This is a genomic window from Nocardia brasiliensis ATCC 700358, assembly GCF_000250675.2.
GTDB classification, from domain to species: domain Bacteria; phylum Actinomycetota; class Actinomycetes; order Mycobacteriales; family Mycobacteriaceae; genus Nocardia; species Nocardia brasiliensis_B.
This window is the reverse complement of record NC_018681.1, coordinates 310,014-327,742: the sequence shown is the minus strand read 5'-3', so window position 1 is coordinate 327,742 and position 17,729 is coordinate 310,014. Positions and strand designations below refer to the sequence as shown.

The 17,729-nt window shown below is 69.0% G+C and carries 9 protein-coding genes; 4 read left to right on the top strand and 5 right to left on the bottom strand.

What is annotated here, in order from left to right; genetic code table 11:
- Window positions 1-41 precede the first annotated feature (41 nt).
- From O3I_RS01435 to O3I_RS01415, 5 genes are all read right to left on the bottom strand, one after another.
- On the bottom strand, window positions 42-3,599 hold the full coding sequence (locus O3I_RS01435) for a serine/threonine-protein kinase (protein ID WP_014981106.1): 3,558 nt from the start codon (window positions 3,597-3,599) through the stop codon (window positions 42-44).
- Window positions 3,600-3,963: 364 nt separating this feature from the next.
- On the bottom strand, window positions 3,964-5,085 hold the full coding sequence (locus O3I_RS01430; protein WP_041563282.1) for an esterase-like activity of phytase family protein: 1,122 nt from the start codon (window positions 5,083-5,085) through the stop codon (window positions 3,964-3,966).
- A gap of 182 nt (window positions 5,086-5,267) precedes the next feature.
- Complete coding sequence (locus tag O3I_RS01425; RefSeq protein ID WP_041563281.1) at window positions 5,268-7,403, bottom strand: 3-hydroxyacyl-CoA dehydrogenase NAD-binding domain-containing protein; 2,136 nt, start codon at window positions 7,401-7,403, stop codon at window positions 5,268-5,270.
- Between the two features lie 61 nt (window positions 7,404-7,464).
- Window positions 7,465-8,679 (bottom strand): acetyl-CoA C-acetyltransferase, encoded by a 1,215-nt coding sequence (locus O3I_RS01420; protein ID WP_014981103.1) that lies wholly within the window; start codon window positions 8,677-8,679, stop codon window positions 7,465-7,467.
- 291 nt (window positions 8,680-8,970) lie between these two features.
- Window positions 8,971-11,922 carry a DNA polymerase III subunit gamma and tau gene (locus tag O3I_RS01415; protein WP_041562345.1) on the bottom strand — a complete coding sequence of 984 codons (2,952 nt, stop codon included), beginning with the start codon at window positions 11,920-11,922 and terminating at the stop codon, window positions 8,971-8,973.
- 441 nt (window positions 11,923-12,363) lie between these two features.
- Between O3I_RS01415 and O3I_RS01410 the strand changes: the two genes are divergently transcribed.
- From O3I_RS01410 to O3I_RS01395, 4 genes are all read left to right on the top strand, one after another.
- Complete coding sequence (locus O3I_RS01410; protein WP_237748239.1) at window positions 12,364-13,218, top strand: hypothetical protein; 855 nt, start codon at window positions 12,364-12,366, stop codon at window positions 13,216-13,218.
- A 153-nt stretch (window positions 13,219-13,371) separates the two neighbouring features.
- Window positions 13,372-14,676, top strand: a complete 1,305-nt coding sequence (locus O3I_RS01405) for an ammonium transporter (protein WP_014981100.1) — start codon at window positions 13,372-13,374, stop codon at window positions 14,674-14,676.
- 86 nt (window positions 14,677-14,762) lie between these two features.
- On the top strand, window positions 14,763-17,039 hold the full coding sequence (locus O3I_RS01400; RefSeq protein WP_014981099.1) for an MMPL family transporter: 2,277 nt from the start codon (window positions 14,763-14,765) through the stop codon (window positions 17,037-17,039).
- A complete protein-coding gene (locus O3I_RS01395; protein ID WP_014981098.1) occupies window positions 17,036-17,713 on the top strand; it encodes a TetR/AcrR family transcriptional regulator in 678 nt (225 codons plus the stop codon). The genes O3I_RS01400 and O3I_RS01395 overlap by 4 nt, the downstream gene beginning before the upstream one ends.
- The last annotated feature ends 16 nt before the right edge of the window (window positions 17,714-17,729 follow it).

Genomic DNA, 17,729 nt, shown 5'->3' with positions numbered 1-17,729 from the left:
TCGATGTATACCGTCTGAATGTAGACCGTGAATTGCCCGCTCTAGTCCAGGAGTTCGTCCAGGAACAGGGCGGGCAGTTCTATGTCGCCGGTGTGTGCTGCGGCGGAGGGCATTTCGGCGCGCAGCACGCGCAGGATGGACACGACGCCGGGCCCCGCGTCGAGCAGTGGCCTGGTCCAGCCGAGTTCGGCGCAGGTCGCGGCCGCGGGCAGGAGCAGGCCGGTGGCCTCGCCGACCCAGCCGGAGGCGGCGAGACATTCGGCGAGCAACAGCGCCGCGTCCAATTCCGCACGCGGGCGGTGCTTGTCGACCATTCGGGCATACAGGGCGCGCGACCGCCGCACCGCGCGGTCGTCCGAGCCGAGGCTGCCCTCGGCCAGCAGCGTGCGGATGGCCGCGATCTCCTCGGCCTCGGCGGCGAGCACGGCGGCTCCGATCATCCGGTGGCGCGGATGCAGCGCTCCCGCCGGTGCTTCCGCGGACTGGCCGTCGCGCTCCAGCGCGAGTCCGAGGCGCACCCGTTCGGCGCGGATGTGCGCGCCGAGCCGGGTCAGCCGGTTGTCGGCGGCGATCCGCGCGCCCTCATCGAGCCGCGCCGCGGCCGTGAACAGGTCGCCCAGCACCGCTTTCACCCGCGCGCCGACCACGAAGGTCGCGATGAGGAAGTCCACCGGGCCGACCCGGGCGACCAATTGGTGGCTTTCGTCCAGTAACTGGTCGGCGACGTCCAGATCGCCGCGGCGGTAGTTCAATTCACCGAGCAGCGCCGCCGCGACCCGCACCGCGTGCGAGCGCGGACCCGAGCGTGCCTTCGCGACCTCCCACGCCTCCTGGAAACACTGTGTCGCCGTGGGGATGTCGAGCTGTTCGTAGGCGGCCGCGCCGCGCCCGCACAACCCGAACACCGCACCGAGCGGATCCTTGGACCGCGCATGATATTCCGCCGCCCAGTCCTGGATGGACCGTGCGCCGTCGAAGTCGAACTCGCACAACCGCACGAACGAGGTCAGATTCGCCGCGGTCGACACGGTCCAGGCCGGCAGGTCCTGCGGACTCTGCAGGCAGTCCGCGACCCGATCGAGCACGCCTTCGGTCCGGTCCCTGGCGATCTGATCGGCGGCGCCGAGCACGGCGGCCTGGCAACGCTGCTGTTTGACGTCCTCGTCGGTGGCCGCGCCACGCGCGAGCAGATTCGACAACCGGCCCAGCGCCGTACGCGCCGCACCGGACTGCTGCAGGTTCACATTCGCCCGCGCCACCGCCATCAACAGCTTGGACCGCGAAGCCACCTGCTGCATCGGCAGTTTCGAGACCGTGCCGAGCAGTGTGGCCAGCCGGGACCGGTCGATGAGGTCCATGCCGCCGACCTCGAGCAGGTCCAGCGCCATCTTGAGATCGGTGGCCGCCAGCGCGTGGTCCACCGATTTGCGCAACAGCTGGTGTTCGGCGTACCAGCGGGAGGCCTTGCGGTGCAAGGTTTTCGACTTCCCTGGCTGCGCGCGCTCCAAACGGGCCCGCAGGTGCTCGGCGAACAGCGGCTGCATCCGGAACCATTCCGGATCGTGCTCGATCCGGCGCAGGAACAGTTCCCGCTGCTCGGCCTGGATGAGCAGCTGTTCGGCGTCCTCGTCCTCCGACAGCGCCGAGGCCAGCGAACCGCACACCCGCTCGGTCACCGCGATCGACATCAGGAAGTCGAGCATCCTGGGTTCCAGTGTGTCCAAGACGTTTTCGGCGAGATACTCGCGAATGCCGTGATTGCCCCCGGACAGTTGCGCGAGCAGCTGCGCCGGATCGGTCTTGCCCCGCAGGGACAAGCTGACCAGCTGGATGGCGGCGGGCCAGCCGTCGGTGGTCCGATGGATCTCCGACACCTGACTGTCGGTGAGCGCGAACCCGTGCCGCTGCACCAGGATCTCCCGGGTCTCCGCCGCGGTCAGGCGCAGTGCGGCGGAACCGATTTCGACCAATTCGTCGTGCACCCGCATCCGGCTGGTAGGCAGGCCGGACTGCTCCCGGCTGGTCACCACGAAGCGCAGATGGTGACAGCCGTTGTCCAGCAACGCGTCCATCGCCCGGTGCGCGCCCGCGTCGGTGACCCGGTGCCAGTCGTCGACCACCACGACCAGGGTGCTGCCGCTCGCGTGGATCTCGTCGATCAGCGTGGAAATCACGAAAGCGGCTGCGTCGGCGGGTCTTTCCTCCAGCACCTGGTCCAAGCCGTTGCCGATATCCGGGCGGACCCGGCGGATCGCCTGGATCAGGTGGGCGAGAAACCAGATCTCGTTGTCGTCGCCGTGGTCGACCCCGAGCCAGGCGACCGGGATGCCGCGCTCGGTCAGGTCGGTACGCCATTGCGCGGCCACCGTGCTCTTGCCGAACCCGGCGGGCGCGTGGATCACGGCCAGCCTGCGCCGGCCGCCGGCCCGCAGCACGTCCAGCAGGCGCGGGCGGGGCACCGGTTCCCGCGCCGGGGTGGGCGGCCGGAACTTCGTCGCGGCGGTGGGCGGCAGGGTTGCCCCCGTACCCGTCTGCCGTCCACCTCCGGTGTGCTGAGAAACCGCGGGCCGCAACGTCAACGGCCAACTGCGCCGGGCGGTCACCGCGGGCCGCGACGACGAGGTCTCCGCCGGGCGATCGATCGGCTCGGGCGCGGCGACCGTTTCCAGCAGCGCCATCTCGTCGGGCATGTGGTCGTGATCGCGCTGCACCGAGCGCAGCAGCTGACCGAAGTCGTAGGCCGTCGTGGGGCGATCGGCGGGATCGGTCGCCATCGCGTGCTGGATCACCTCGGCCACGTCGGCGGGGATATCGTGCTCGCGCAGATCGGGCACCGGCTGGGTGGTGATCCGCAGGAACTGCGCGACCACCTTCTCCCCCGCCTGCCGCTCGAACGCCGCATGACCGGTCAGCAGCGCGAACAGCGTGGCGCCCAGGCCGTAGACGTCGGAGCGGATGGTCGGATCGTCGCCCTTGAGCACCTCCGGCGCGGTGAACGCGGGCGAGCCGGTGATCATGGAGCTGGAGGTCTGGAAACCGCCGGGGATGCGGGCGATCCCGAAATCGGTCAGCTGCGGTTCGCCGTAACCGCTGAGCAGCACGTTCGCCGGTTTCACGTCACGGTGCAGGATCTGGGCCCGGTGCGAGCTCTCGATCGCGCCCGCGAGCTTCACCCCGGCCCGCAGCGAATCGGCCCAGGTGAGCGGACCCTGATCGCGGATGACCTGCTCCAGCGAGCCACGGGTGCAATACGGCATCACGATGAACGGCAAACCGCTGGGCGTGACGTCGACCTGCAAAATATCGACGATGTTCGGATGCCCGGACAACCGGCCCATGGCCTGTTCCTCGCGCAGGAAGCGTTCGCGGCTTTCCACCTCGATCTCCGAGGAGAGCACCTTCACCGCGACGACGCGTTCGAGCGTCCGCTGCACACAGCGGTACACCACGCCGAATCCACCCCGGCCGATCTCCTTCGCATCGGAGAGCCCCATCGCCTCCAGCTCGTCGGCGATGCCGAGCAGCGGGTGGCGCTGGGTGTCCGAGTCGGCAGGGGTCGAGTCGGGACCGACCTCTTCCGACCGCGTCCGCGGATTCATGTGACCACCTCGAACTCACATCGAATCGACGTCACCGGCGACCAACTGGCGCGCCGACCCCGGACCGCACGAGCAACCCCGCGATGTCCGATATGTCTGCGCATACTCCAACGTAGCGCGGCCCGGCATCGGTCGGCAGAAGTTTCGAATCCGCATGATTTCCACCACCACCCTCCGGATAATTCTGCCCAGGTCAGTGCCACGCGGCGGGGGCTCGCCGCCGATGCGCACAGAAACGAGATCCGCTCCATTACATTCTGACGCCTGGCGTGGGAGAAACGCGGCGATCCGCCAACGACAGGCGGCGTCGGCCGGGTGCGCGCCGGACAGTTGCCGGAGCACTCGGGGAGCTACCGGCGCAGCCTTAGCGGACGGCGAGGGCGATCAGCTGGGTGATCTGGTTCGGGGCGAAGTTGTTGTCGCTCACCAGGACCAGGGTGCGCTCGCCGGAGGGCAGGCGCGGGCCCCAGGTCACGCCCTCGACGTTGTCGATCGCGGGCAACCCGACGTCGGCCAGGTCGACCAGCAGCCGCTTGGTCACCGGGCGGGCATTGCCGATCGGGGCGTCGAGCACATTGCTCGCGCCGCCGAGATCGGCCTCGTAGATCCGGATCTTGTTGCCGACCCCGACCACGAAGGCCCGTTCGAGCACCAGGATCTTCGACGGATCGTAGGGGTCGGCCGCGAGGATCGACGCGATGCCGTTACCGCCCTGGCCGGGCGTCGGCCTGGACTCGGCGAACACCGGCTCGAGCGGGTACACGTACTGGGCGAGCAGCGCACCGGTCCTGGCCTGCACGGTCAGCCGGGCGGGCGCGCCCGCGGTCGTCGTCGGCTCCGGACCGTCCTGCAGCAGCGGGGCCTCCACCGACGTCACGAACAGCGCGCCACCGGCGGCGAAGGTCGCGCCCTCCAGCACGCTGTTCTGGCGCGGACCCGAATTCGGTTGCATCCGTTCGTTGTCCGGGATCGGCAGCTCGCCCGCGAAGCTGCCGTCGGGCCGGGACACCCGCACCGAGGGGTCGGCGAGCACGGTGGCGGTGCGCTCCCCCTCCTGCGTCCAGAAGTAGTTGCCGGTCCACGGATCGACCCGGATCTCCTCCGGATCCACCGACTTGGGACCGTAGGGCGCGCCGTTCGCGGTCGGCAGCGGGCGGGTGCCGGTGAAGCTCACCGGTCCGAGACCGTCGGGGCCGACGGCGAAGCGGGCAGTGTAGAAGCGCGCCGGATTACGCTCCGAGCGGTCGTCGCTGATCAGCACGTAATCGCCGGTGCGCGAGTCGAAGTCGATCCCGGACAGGCCACCGACCGCGGTGCCCTGGTAAACCAGATCGTTCGGCACCACCTGCGCGCCGAGCAGCCGCACGGCCCCCGCGCCGGGCCCGGCCGCCGCCTCGGGCACCGCCCGCGCGGCAGGCACCGCACCGAGCGCCACCGCCAGCGCCGCGATCACCAATGTCTGCCCGCGCACTACCCGTCGTCCCATCCGCATCACGCTAATCACCGCACGGTACCGGCGGGTGAACACCGCGCAAACCGGCGAATTCCGTTATCCCGGTGGTCTTTCCGTCGCCGGTTTGCGGTGCGCAGGGCGCCCTGGCCCGTCAAGCCCCGAAGACGGCGAAAGCCCGCCACCGCGAGTTGCGGTGGCGGGCTTTGCCATTGGAGCTACTTGCGCAGCGAGGCCGGAACCTCGAAACGCTCGCCGTAGGTCTTGGCGAGGTAGTCGGCGCGCTCGACGAACGCCGCCTGGCCACCCGGGTAGCCGACGATGAACTGGTGCACGCCACCGGTCCAGGCCGGGAAGCCGATGCCGAAGATCGAGCCGATGTTCGCGTCGGCGGTGGTCTCCAGCACGCCCTCGTCGAAGCACTTCTGGGTCTCGATCGCCTCCGCGAACAGCATGCGGTCGATCAGATCCTGCAGCGGAACGGTGAAGTCCGCCGTGGTCTTGAAGTGCTCACGCAGGCCCGGCCACAGACCGGTGCGCTTGCCGTTCTCGTCGTACTCGTAGAAGCCCGCCTTCTCCAGGCGACCCGGACGACTTTCGCCGACCATGTAGTCGATGACGTCCTGCGCCGGATGCCGCTTCTTGCCCATCGTGGTGTCGCCGTGCTCGGCGGCCTCGATGGTCTCCTTGGCGATCTTCTGCATGAGCTTCATGTTCAGCTCATCCGACAGCTGCAGCGGCGCGGCCGGGTAGCCCGCCTGCAGACCGGCCTGCTCGATGGTCGCGGGCTCGATGCCCTCGGTGAGCATGGCGATCGCCTCGTTGACGAAGGTGCCGATCACGCGCGAGGTGAAGAAGCCGCGGCTGTCGTTCACCACGATCGGGGTCTTCTTGATCGCGAGGGTGTAGTCGAACACCCGGGCCAGCGCCTCGGGCGAGGTCTTCTCACCCTTGATGATCTCCACCAGCGGCATCTTGTCGACCGGCGAGAAGAAGTGGATACCGATGAAGTCCTCTTCGCGCTTGACGCCCTTGGCCAGGCCGGTGATCGGCAGGGTCGAGGTGTTCGAGCCGAGCAGCGCGTCGGGGGTGACGATGTCCTCGATCTCCTGGAACACCTTGTGCTTGAGCTCGGTGTTCTCGAAGACGGCCTCGATCACGAAGTCCACGCCGTCGAAGTCCTTGGCGTCGGCGGACGGGGTGATCCGGTCGAGCAGCGCCTTGGACTTCTCCTCCGTGGTCTTACCGCGGGAGAGGGCCTTGGCCTCGATCTTCTCGGAGTAGTTCTTGCCGCGCTCGGCCGCCTCGATGCTGACGTCCTTGAGCACGACCTGGTAGCCCGCCTTGGCGGAGACGTAGGCGATGCCCGCGCCCATCATGCCCGCGCCGAGCACACCGATCTTCTTGATGTCCTTCTTCGGCACATCCTTCGGCCGCGAGCCACCGTTGTTGATGGACTGCAGGTCGAAGAAGAACGCCTGGATCATGTTCTTCGCGACCGGGCCGGTGAGCAGGTGCACGAAGTAGCGCGACTCGATGAGCGACGCGTTGTCGATGTCGACCTGCGAACCCTCGACCGCGGCGGACATGATCGCCCGCGGGGCGGGCATGTTCGCGCCCTTGATCTGCTTGCGCAGGTTCGCCGGGAAGGCGGGCAGGTTGGCCGCGAAGGCCGGGCTGGACGGGGTGCCGCCGGGGATCTTGAAACCCTTGACGTCCCAGGGCTGTACGCCCTTGTCCGGGTTCGCCTTGATCCACGCCTTGGCGGCCGGAACCAGCTCTTCGACGGTGCCGACGAGCTCGTTGACCAGGCCGATCTCCTTGGCCTTGGCCGGCTTGTTGCGCTGGCCCTGCAGCAGCACCTGCATCAGGGCGTTCTGCAGACCGAGCATGCGCACGGTGCGGATCACGCCGCCACCGGCGGGCAGCAGGCCCAGGGTGACCTCGGGCAGGCCGATCTGTGAACCCGGCACGTCGGCCGCGATCCGGTAGTGACAGGCCAGCGCGATCTCCAGGCCGCCGCCGAGCGCCGCGCCGTTGATGGCGGCGACGACCGGCTTGCCCAGGGTCTCCAGGCGCCGCAGCGCGCCCTTGATGGTGCCGAGCTCGTCCATGACGCCCTGGCCGTCTTCCGGGCCGACCTTCATCATGTTCTTGAGGTCGCCGCCCGCGAAGAAGGTCTTCTTAGCCGAGGTGATCACCACGCCGGTGATGCTGTCCTTCTCGGCTTCGAGCTTCTCGACGGTCGCGGTCATCGACGACTTGTACAGCTCGTTCATCGTGTTGGCGCCCTGGTTCGGGTCGTCCATCGTCAGTACGACGATGCCGTCCGAATCCTGCTCCCAACCGATCATGTTGGTTTCGGTGCTGGTCACAGCTCTGTGTCTCCTTGAATTTCTCAGCTGCCGGTTGGGATTAGACGCGCTCGATGATGGTCGCCACGCCCATGCCGCCGCCGATGCACAGGGTGATCAGGGCGTAGCGACCGTTGCGGCGCTCCAGCTCGTCGACCATGGTGCCGGTGATCATCGCGCCGGTGGCACCCAGCGGGTGGCCCATGGCGATCGCGCCACCGTTGACGTTCAGCTTCTCGTCCGGGACGTTCAGGTCCTTCTGGAACTTCAGCACCACGGAGGCGAACGCCTCGTTGATCTCGACCAGGTCCATGTCTTCGATGGTCAGACCCGCCTTGGCCAGCGCCTTCTTGGCGGCCGGGGTGGGGCCGGTGAGCATGATGGTCGAGTCGGCGCCGCTGGTCGCGGTCGCGACGACGCGGGCCCGCGGGGTCAGGCCGGAGGCCTTGCCCGCATCCTCGGTGCCGACCAGCACCAGCGCGGCGCCGTCGACGATGCCCGAGCTGTTGCCGCCGTGGTGCACGTGGTTGATCTTCTCGACGAAGTAGAACTTCTGCAGCGCGACGGCGTCGAAGCCGCCCATCTCACCGATCACGGCGAAGGACGGGTTCAGCTTGGCCAGATCCTCGGACGTGGTGCCCGGACGCATGTGCTCGTCCTTGTCCAGCACGACGATGCCGTTCTGGTCCTTGACCGGGACGATCGACTTGGCGAAGTAGCCGCCGGTGGTGGCCTTGGCGGCCAGTTCCTGCGAGCGCACCGCGTAGGCGTCCACGTCCTCGCGGCTGAAGCCCTCGATGGTGGCGATCAGGTCGGCCGAAACACCCTGCGGCACAAAGTACGTGTCGTAGTTGGTGGCCGGGTCCAGCGCCCAGGCGCCGCCGTCGGAGCCCATCGCGACCCGGGACATGGACTCGACGCCACCGGCGATCACCAGATCGTCGAAGCCCGAGCGCACCTTCTGCGCGGCCAGGTTGACGGCCTCGAGGCCGGAGGCGCAGAAGCGGTTCAGCTGGAAGCCGCCGACGGTGTCCGGCAGGCCGGCCACGGTCACGGCGGTGCGGGCGATGTCCATGCCCTGGTCACCGACCGGGCTGACGACACCGAGGATGAGATCGGAGATCCGATCCTCGTCGAGGTTGGGGAAACGGCCGCGCAGCTCCTGGATGAGACCAACAGTCAAGTCGATCGGCTTGACCGAATGCAGCGAGCCGTTCTTCTTGCCGCGGCCGCGCGGAGTGCGGATGGCCTCGTAAATGTAGGCCTCTGTGGTCATATCGGAGTGTTCCTTCCTTAAAGGTGCGGCGGCCGGACGTGGTCCGCCCGAGCGCTCTGTGCGCCTACCCCGCGCGATGCGGCATAGGCGCGGGTAACCTCGCCGACCGGTCCTGCGACCGACCGTCCTGACGCTGTACAAAACGCGGCATGCGACGGCGGACGCAGGTTCCGATCGCCCATACGCCTGGGCTTACCATAGAACCTCGTCGTACCGGAGCTCACGGCCACCCGTTCATATTAGCGTGGCGTGCGAACTCCGGTTAACTTAACGTCGTGACGGCGGTGGTTGTCAACCACTCAGGCGTGTGGCCCCCAGCTCACTCTTCAGCAATTCGAGGGCGACCTCGTCGGGGTCGCGGCGATCCTCTGGCGCCACCGGCACCGCCGCGGCGCGGATCATCTCCTCTTCGTCCTCGGGGGTGTCGACCGGGACCGCCCGGTCGGCGGACCAGCCGTTGCCGCTGCCAGTGTCACTTCCGGTCGGGGGTTGCGCCGACTCGGGCGGCGCACCGTCAAAAGGGCCGGGATCATCCGGTAGATCGGGGAAGTCGGGCGGCGGAATATCGTCGTCGCCGAAGGATCGCGGCCGGTTCGCGGCCTTGTCCGCGGCGGCGTTCTTGGCCTGGCTCGGCCGGGAGAAACGCGGTGGCGCGGGCGCGTCCGCACCCCGCCCGCCTGCGGCACCGGCCTCACGACCGGCCGATTGACCCGACGCACGCTGCGGTTTCGCCTGACCGGTCGTCCGCTGCGCGGCCGCGGGCCGAGTCGCGGCGCCACCCGCCTCCCAGCGCACATCCAGCTCACGCCCCAGCACCGCGCGCACCGCCGACCGCACCGCCTCCACATTGCGCGGATCGGACAGCCGCTGCGCCAACGGCGCATGCTGATGCGCGAACACGATGACATCGCCTTCGATCCGCGCCACCGAAGCCCCCGCCAGCATCGCCTGCACCGCAGCCCCGAACTCCCGCACCTTGGCCCGAATATCCCCCCAAGAACTTTCCACTTCCCGCAACAGATCCCCGTCCTGCGCGGCGGGCGCAGACTGCGCGGCAGGCGCGGCCGGTGCAGCGGATACGTCCGGGGCGGTTGGTGCGGCGGCCGCGGACTGCGCGTCTTGCGCATTCGGCGCAGCCTGCGCGCCGGTTATCTCCTGCGCGGCGGCCGCAGGCGGCGCGGTCGGCCCGGACTGCGCGGCGGATACGCCTTGTGCGGCTGGTGCCACCTGTGCGGCAGCTGCGGACTGCGCGGTAGGTGCGCCCTGCGTCGTTGGACCAGACTGCGCGCCCTGTGCGGCGGATCCACCCTGTGCGACTGGCGCGCCCTGCGTCGTTGGACCAGACTGCGCGCCCTGTGCGGCGGATGCACCCCGTGCGACTGGCGCGCCCTGCGTGGTGGGACCCGACTGCGCAGTCGGCGCACCCTGCGGGGCTGATGTCGGCTGCGCGTCGGGCGCGCCCTGCGTGGTCGGCGCGGCCTGTCCGGAGACCACGCCGTCTGCTGCGGCGGGCGCGTGGGGTTCGGCAGCCCCGCCAGGCCCCTCGTGGGTACCGTGCGAAGCCGCATCGCGGCTCGGCGCAGCAGCCGATCCCTCGGCACCGTCATCGAAACCGCCGGCCGCTCCGGCGTCGCGCGGCCCGTCGCCCTGCTCTGTCGGGGAAACAGGCTGCGCCACTGGAGATTCGGCGTTTTCGGCAGCCGTACCGCCTGGGGTCGCAGGGACCTGGTCGGCAGCGGACTCGCTCGACCGATCGGCCGGTCGCTCAGTCTCGGGAACGCCAGCCGTCGCGTGCGCGCCCGACCCGGCAGCCGCCCCGTCGACCTGTTGCGACCGCACCGCATCGGCCGTGGTGGTCGACGCGTCCACCGAGGAGCCCTGCGTTCCTCCGATGCTCGGATCGGGGGCGACACCGTCGCGGGGTGTGTCGGCGGCACCCTTGCCTGCGGCTTCGCGGCGGATGGCGGCGAGGGCTTCGGCGCCGCGGCGGCGGTTCGATTCGGGGCCGGAGCCGGGGGCGGGTAGGGGGGCGGGTGTACCGCTGGCGGGGGCGGCGCTCGCGGCGGGGGGTGCGGGCGGGACGGCTCCGCCGGCGAAGCCGCGTTCGAGGCGTTCCAGGCGTTGCAGCGTGGCCGATTCGGCGTCGGAAACCGAGGGCAGCAGCATGCGGGCGCAGACGACCTCGAGCAGCAGGCGCGGGGAGGTCGCGCCGCGCATTTCGCCGAGGGCCTCGTGCAGTAGTTCGGCGTAGCGGGTGAGGGTGGCGGGCCCGAGCCGTTCGGCTTGGTCACGCATCCGGTCGAGCACGTCGCCGGGCCCGGAGACCAGGCCCCGGTCCACCGCGTCGGGGACGGCGCGCATAAGGATCAGGTCACGCAAGCGCTCGAGCAGGTCGACGGCGAAGCGGCGTGGATCATGACCGGCCTCGACCACCCGGTCGACCGTGCCGAACAGCGCGGCGCCGTCATCGGTGGTGAGCGCGCCGATCGCGTCGTCGATCAGCGCGACGTCGGTGACGCCGAGCAGCGAGACCGCCCTGGAGTAGGTGACGCCTTCGGGGCCCGCGCCGGCCAGCAACTGGTCGAGCACGCTGAGACTGTCGCGGGGCGAACCGCCACCGGCGCGAATCACCAACGGGTACACCGCTTCTTCGACCGGCACCTGCTCCTGGTCGCAGATCTTGCCGAGCAGCCCGCGCATGGTCGCGGGCGGCAGCAGCCGGAACGGGTAGTGGTGGGTGCGCGAGCGGATGGTGGGCAGCACCTTGTCCGGCTCGGTGGTGGCAAAGATGAAGATGAGGTGGGCGGGCGGCTCTTCGACGATTTTCAGCAGCGCGTTGAAGCCCGCCGTGGTGACCATGTGCGCCTCGTCGACGATGAACACCCGGTACCGGGATTCGGCGGGGGCGTAGAAGGCGCGGTCGCGCAGTTCCCTGGTGTCGTCGACGCCGCCGTGGCTGGCGGCGTCGAGCTCGATCACGTCGAGGTTGCCCGGGCCACCCGGGCCGAGCGCGACACAGGACGGACAGGTGCCGCACGGCGTGGACGTGGGCCCCTCGGCGCAGTTCAGGGAGCGCGCGAGGATGCGGGCGGACGAGGTCTTACCGCAGCCACGCGGCCCGGAGAACAGATAGGCATGACTGATCCGCCCGGTGTCGAGGGCGGTGCTCAGTGGGTCGGTGACGTGCTCCTGACCCACTACCTCAGCGAACGTTGCCGGTCGGTACTTCCGGTACAGAGCCACGGGCAGAGGTTACCGGCGTGCACCGACAAAGAACATTCCCGCTCGTCGTGGTGCTCGGCGCGGCGGAAACTCGGCAGCACAGCGCGACAGTTGTGATCTAACTCACAAGATTCCGAGTCCCCCATTAGACCCCATCGACCCACGACAACATTGGCAACGTACCGGCAATCACGGATACGACACCGGTCGTAACGGGGAAACTACCGCCCAATTCCCCCAAGTAGACGAAAAAATAAGACTCATCCCCCGATTTGCCGCAGGTTTATGGAGATAACGAAAGCGTCAACACGGATGACATCGACGCAATCGTCTGGCTACCGTGGCAATCGGCAACTTCGGTAGCCAAACCTTCATCAGGTTGGTTGCCCCGGCCGGTCCCTCATCCCGACCGGGGCACAACCGAAGTGCACAGTTCAGCGCCCAGAGTTCCAGCGCCACCGAGTGCCACGTCCATCGGAGGAACTGCTCACCGTGTCGCCCGACGACATCGCCGCCGCGTTGCTCGCCAGCACCGATTTCGCCGGCAATCGATCCGCAGTCGACCTGTTGAGTCGCGCGATCAGCCCGCAGGACTTCGCGATCAAACGCGATTCGCTCCCGGTGACCGCCGCGGCCGATCCCGCCACCTCCACCGCCATCCTGGAACTGCTCGAACGCGGCCAGGTGCCGACGATGGCCGCGATCCGCACCCTCACCGCGCAGAACGAGATGCGCCGCGAGGCCGAACGCATCGAGCGCCTCGGCCGCCGCGCCCAGCGCAGCATCGACGATTTCGGCCGCGCGCTCGCCGTGCTGGCCGACGCGCACTGGACCGCGCACGGTATCGGCCCGACCCGGCGCGACGTGCTGTCCTCCGACGAGGTCATGTCCCTGATCCGAACTCGGATCGGCGATATCGCGCCCTCGGCCGTCAAACACCTGTGGCTGATCGAGCGCGCGCAACGGGCCGGCTGGATCGCCTCCAACGCCAACGCCGGCTCGTTGTGCGCGGGCCGCCGGTTCCACGCCGATCAATACGGCAACCGGGTGTCGCTGCGCCCCGTCAACACCATCGGCACCGCCGTGGCCGCCTACCTCGCCGACTACCGGACCGAGCACGGCCGTGCGCCGCGCTGGTGCACCGTGGCTCAGGAGTTGCGCGACGACCGGGGCCGCCGGGTCTTCCACAACACGGCCGACGCCCGGGCGCAGGAGCTCTGGCTGACCACCGCCGACTGGGTCGCCCTGGAGGACGAACTGCCCGTGCCGGGGAAGCGCGGCCAGCGCGCGATCGCCCGCAAATCCCGCACCTCCTGAGCGCTACCGACTGGTAGCGAAAGCGGCCTCGATCCCACAGTGCGGACGAAACATCCCATGTCCAGAACCGCTCGCAATACGCGGACCAGCGCATATCCGGTGGTGACCGTTCGGTAATTTCCTTGCAACGCATCCTGCGTGGAAGGAGCTACCGTGCCCACACCCCTCGATCCCGCGGCCACTGCCTGGCTGCTCGTCAGCACCGCTCTCGTGCTGCTGATGACCCCGGCGCTCGCGCTGTTCTACGGCGGCATGGTGCGCTCGACCGGCGTGCTCAACATGCTGATGATGAACTTCATCGCGATCCCGCTGGTAACCGTGGCCTGGCTGCTGCTCGGCTACAGCATGGCCTTCAGCGACGACGCGGGCGGCGGCCTGATCGGCAACCTGGACCACTTCGGTATGGCGAACATCGACCCGGGCACCGTGCGCGGTGCGGTGCCGGAACTGCTGTTCGCCACGTTCCAGCTGACCTTCGCGATCCTGACCGCGGCACTGGTCAGCGGCGCGATCGCGGACCGGGCGAAGTTCGCCGCGTGGATGGTGTTCGTGCCGGTGTGGGCGCTGGCGGTGTACGCGCCGATCGCACACTGGGTGTGGGGTCCGGACGGCTGGCTGGCCTCGTTCGGCGCGCTGGACTACGCGGGCGGTCTGGTCGTCGAAATCGCTTCGGGCGCTTCGGCACTCGCGCTGGCCCTGGTGCTCGGTCCGCGCATCGGCTTCAAGACCGACGCGATGCGCCCGCACAACCTGCCCTTCGTGCTGCTCGGCGCGGGTCTGCTCTGGTTCGGCTGGTTCGGCTTCAACGCGGGTTCGGCGCTGTCCGCGAACGGCATTGCGGCAGCGGTCTTCTTGAACACGCTGGTGGCGGGCTGCCTCGGCATGCTCGGCTGGCTCGCGGTCGAGCAGATCCGTGACGGCAGGCCGACCACGTTCGGCGCGGCCTCCGGTGTGGTGGCCGGTCTGGTCGCGATCACCCCGTCCTGCGGTTCGGTGAACACGCTCGGCGCGTTGGTCGTCGGGCTCGCCGCGGGCGTGGTGTGCTCGTTCGCGGTCGGCTGGAAATTCAAAGCGGGCTACGACGATTCGCTCGACGTGGTGGGTGTGCACTTCGTCGGCGGCATCGTGGGCACGGTGCTGATCGGCCTGCTCGCCACCCAGGTGATGACCGGCGGTGTCGACGGCCTGTTCTTCGGTGGCGGTTTCGCCCAGCTCGGCAAGCAGTTGGTCGGCGTGCTCGTGGTCGCGGCCTACGCGTTCCTCGTGACGTTCGCGCTCGGCAAGCTCATCGACCGGGTCATCGGCTTCCGGGTGAGCAAGGAAGACGAGACGGCGGGCATCGACTTCGCGCTGCACGCCGAGACCGCCTACGCCGAAGGCGTGCACGGTCACGCGCCGCGCCGATTCGGCGAGGGCGGCCACTTCGGCCACAGCACTGCGAGTGACCGGGATCACTGACCGGCCACGAACTCCCACTGTCGGCGCAGGGTTAACGGCGTTACGCTAACGCCGTTACCTTACTGCGCCGAGCGAGGGAGCCGCGCATGCTGATTCGGATCGCACAGCTGGTCACGCGGTATCCGCGCGCCATCCTGATCGCGGCGGCCGCCCTCGCGATCGCCTGCGGCGCGTTCGGCGCGACGGCGGCATCGCACCTGAAGTCCGCGGGCTTCACCTCACCCGACGCCGACTCCTCCGAGGTCACCCGGCTGCTCGCGGACAATTTCGACGGCGCGGCACCCAACTACATCCTGCTGGTCAGTTCCGACGCGGGCGCCGACGCACCGGCGACCCGCGCGGTCGGCACCCGCCTGGTGGAGACGCTGCGGGCCCGCCCTGACGTCAAAGGCGTGCAGTCCTACTGGACCGCCCCGCCCGCCGTGGGCTCCGCACTCCGCAGCACCAGCGGCAAGGACGCGCTCGTGCTCGCCTACCTGACCGGCGACGACACCGAGGCCCAGCGCACCGCGGGCGAACTCACCGAACAACTCGCGGGCAGCGCCGACGGCGTCACCGTCCGCCAGAGCGGCATCGCGTCGGTCTTCCACGACGTGAACAAGCAGATCACGCACGACCTCGCGGTGGCGGAGGCGGTGGCGATCCCCATCTCGCTGATCGTGCTGATCCTGGTGTTCGGCAGCGTGATCGCCGCCGCCCTGCCGCTCACGGTCGGCATCTTCGCGATCCTCGCCACGCTGGCCATCCTGCGGATGTTCACACTGATCACCGACGTCTCCATCTACGCGCTGAACATGACGACGGCGATGGGTCTGGCGTTGGCGATCGACTACAGCCTGTTCATCGTCAGCCGGTACCGGGAAGAACTCGCCAACGGCCTCGATCCGGTGCGCGCCACCATCCGCGCCGTACAGACCGCGGGCCGCACAGTGCTGTATTCCGCACTGACGGTGGCGCTTTCGATGTCCGTGCTCAGCATTTTCGACATCTACTTCCTGCGCTCGTTCGCTTACGCCGGTGTCGCCGTGGTCGTCGCGGCCGCGGCGGCGGCCATCGTGATCCTGCCCGCAGCGCTCGTACTGCTCGGCCATCGGGTGAACGCGCTGGATATCCGAATTCCGTTGCGCCGCATGTTCGGTCGCCCCACGCCCGATCCGCTGAGAAGCCAAAGGCCGGAACAGAGCTGGTGGTACCGCGTGGTGACCTGGGTGACCCGGCGTTCGGTACCGGTGGCCCTGCTGCTGGTCGCGCTGTTCCTCGCACTCGGATCACCGTTCCTTTCAGTGAAATTCGGCTATCCGGACGACCGCGTGCTGCCGACCTCGGCGGCGAGCCGTCAGGTCGGCGATGTGCTGCGGGCCGAGTTCCCGGCGGCCAATTCCGGCAACAACACCACGATCGTGTTGGACGGATATCAAGGCGGGCCAGGGCCGATCGGCGCATACGCCACGGGTTTGTCCCGGGTGGACGGCGTTTCGGCGGTGCTGTCCAGCGCGGGCATCTACATCAAGGGCGCACGGGTGGCGAGCGGTCCGCCCGGAATGGCCAACGGCACCGGCGAATACGTGAGCGTGGCGACCCGGCCGGACCCGTTCTCCCCCGCGGGCAAGGCGCAGTTGCTCGCGCTGCGGGACGTGCCCGCCCCGGGCCCGACCCTGTTCGGCGGTGCCGCCGCGGTGAATGCCGACGCCCTCGATTCGCTGAGCAAGCGGATGGTGCCCGCGGTCGCCCTCATCGCGCTCGCCACCTTCGTCGTGCTGTTCCTGTTCACCGGTAGCGTGCTGCTGCCGCTGAAAGCCATTGTGCTCAACACGCTTTCGATGGCCGCCGCGTTCGGCGCGATGGTCTGGATCTTCCAGGACGGCCATCTGTCGGACCTGCTCGGGTTCACGGCGGTGGGTTATCTGACGCCGACCACCCCGATCCTGATGTTCTGCGTCGCGTTCGGCATGTCGATGGACTACGAGGTGTTCCTGCTGTCGCGGATCCGGGAGGAGTGGCTGGCGTCGGGCCGGGTCGTCGACGGCGTCGTCGTGCGTACCGCCGAGGACAATGTGCACGCCCTCGCGGTCGGCATCGCGCGGACGGGCCGGATCTACACGGCCGCGGCCCTGCTGATGGCCATCGTGATCGGCGCGATGATCACCTCGAAGGTGTCGTTCATCCAGTTGATGGGCCTCGGCCTGACCTTGACCGTGCTCGCCGACGCCACCCTGATCCGCACCATGCTCGCGCCCGCGCTGATGAAACTGATGGGCACCGCGAACTGGTGGGCGCCCAAGCCGCTGGCCCGGCTGCACGCCCGGATCGGCTTGCGCGAGGAGAGCGATCCCGCCGAACCCGTGCTGGCCGGGCACAAATGATCCGTGCCGGTCGATCCCGTTCGGCGCGCGGTGCCGGCGCCCAGCTACGGACCGAAATCCTGGACGCGGCAACGGAACTGCTGACGCGCACCGGGCACGCCGATGCGGTGTCGATCCGGGCGATCAGCCAGCGGGTCGGGGTCAGCGCACCCTCGATCTACCGGCACTTCGCCGACAAGGACGAGCTCATCGGGGCCGTCGTCGTGCAGGTTTTCGAGAATCTGGACGCCGCGATCGTGGCCGCGACCGATCCCGCCGACACGCCGCTCACCCGGATGCAGCAGCAGGGGTTGGCCTACGTCCGGTTCGCGCGGGAACATCCGGAGCAGTACCGGCTGGCGACCCTGCCCACCGAATCGAGCAGCGCGGTCGATCAGGTGATGACCAGCGGTGCGTTCCAGCACTTTTCGCAGACCGTGCAGGACTGCATGGACGCGGGTGTGTTCACCCCCGGCGACACCCTGCCGGTCGTGCTCGACCTCTGGGCGGCCGCGCACGGCATCGCCTCGCTGCTGATCGCCAAACCGTTCATCCCGTGGGGCGACACGGAGGAGGTGGCCAATCGTGTGCTGCGCGCGGCGTGCGTCGGCCACGTGGTGGTCGACCTGATCGGCCCGGATCCCGCGCCCGCGGACCTGATGGATTGGCTGGCCGGGCAACGCCGATCGCGCTGACGTCGCCAGTTGGAAT

What these genes read in the sequence shown, in the direction of transcription:
- O3I_RS01435 (WP_014981106.1), bottom strand. Translation starts at nt 3,599, where the DNA reads ATGAATCCGCGGACGCGGTCGGAAGAGGTCGGTCCCGACTCGACCCCT.
- O3I_RS01430 (WP_041563282.1), bottom strand. Translation starts at nt 5,085, where the DNA reads ATGGGACGACGGGTAGTGCGCGGGCAGACATTGGTGATCGCGGCGCTG.
- O3I_RS01425 (WP_041563281.1), bottom strand. Translation starts at nt 7,403, where the DNA reads ATGATCGGTTGGGAGCAGGATTCGGACGGCATCGTCGTACTGACGATG.
- O3I_RS01420 (WP_014981103.1), bottom strand. Translation starts at nt 8,679, where the DNA reads ATGACCACAGAGGCCTACATTTACGAGGCCATCCGCACTCCGCGCGGC.
- O3I_RS01400 (WP_014981099.1), top strand. Translation starts at nt 14,763, where the DNA reads ATGCTGATTCGGATCGCACAGCTGGTCACGCGGTATCCGCGCGCCATC.
- O3I_RS01395 (WP_014981098.1), top strand. Translation starts at nt 17,036, where the DNA reads ATGATCCGTGCCGGTCGATCCCGTTCGGCGCGCGGTGCCGGCGCCCAG.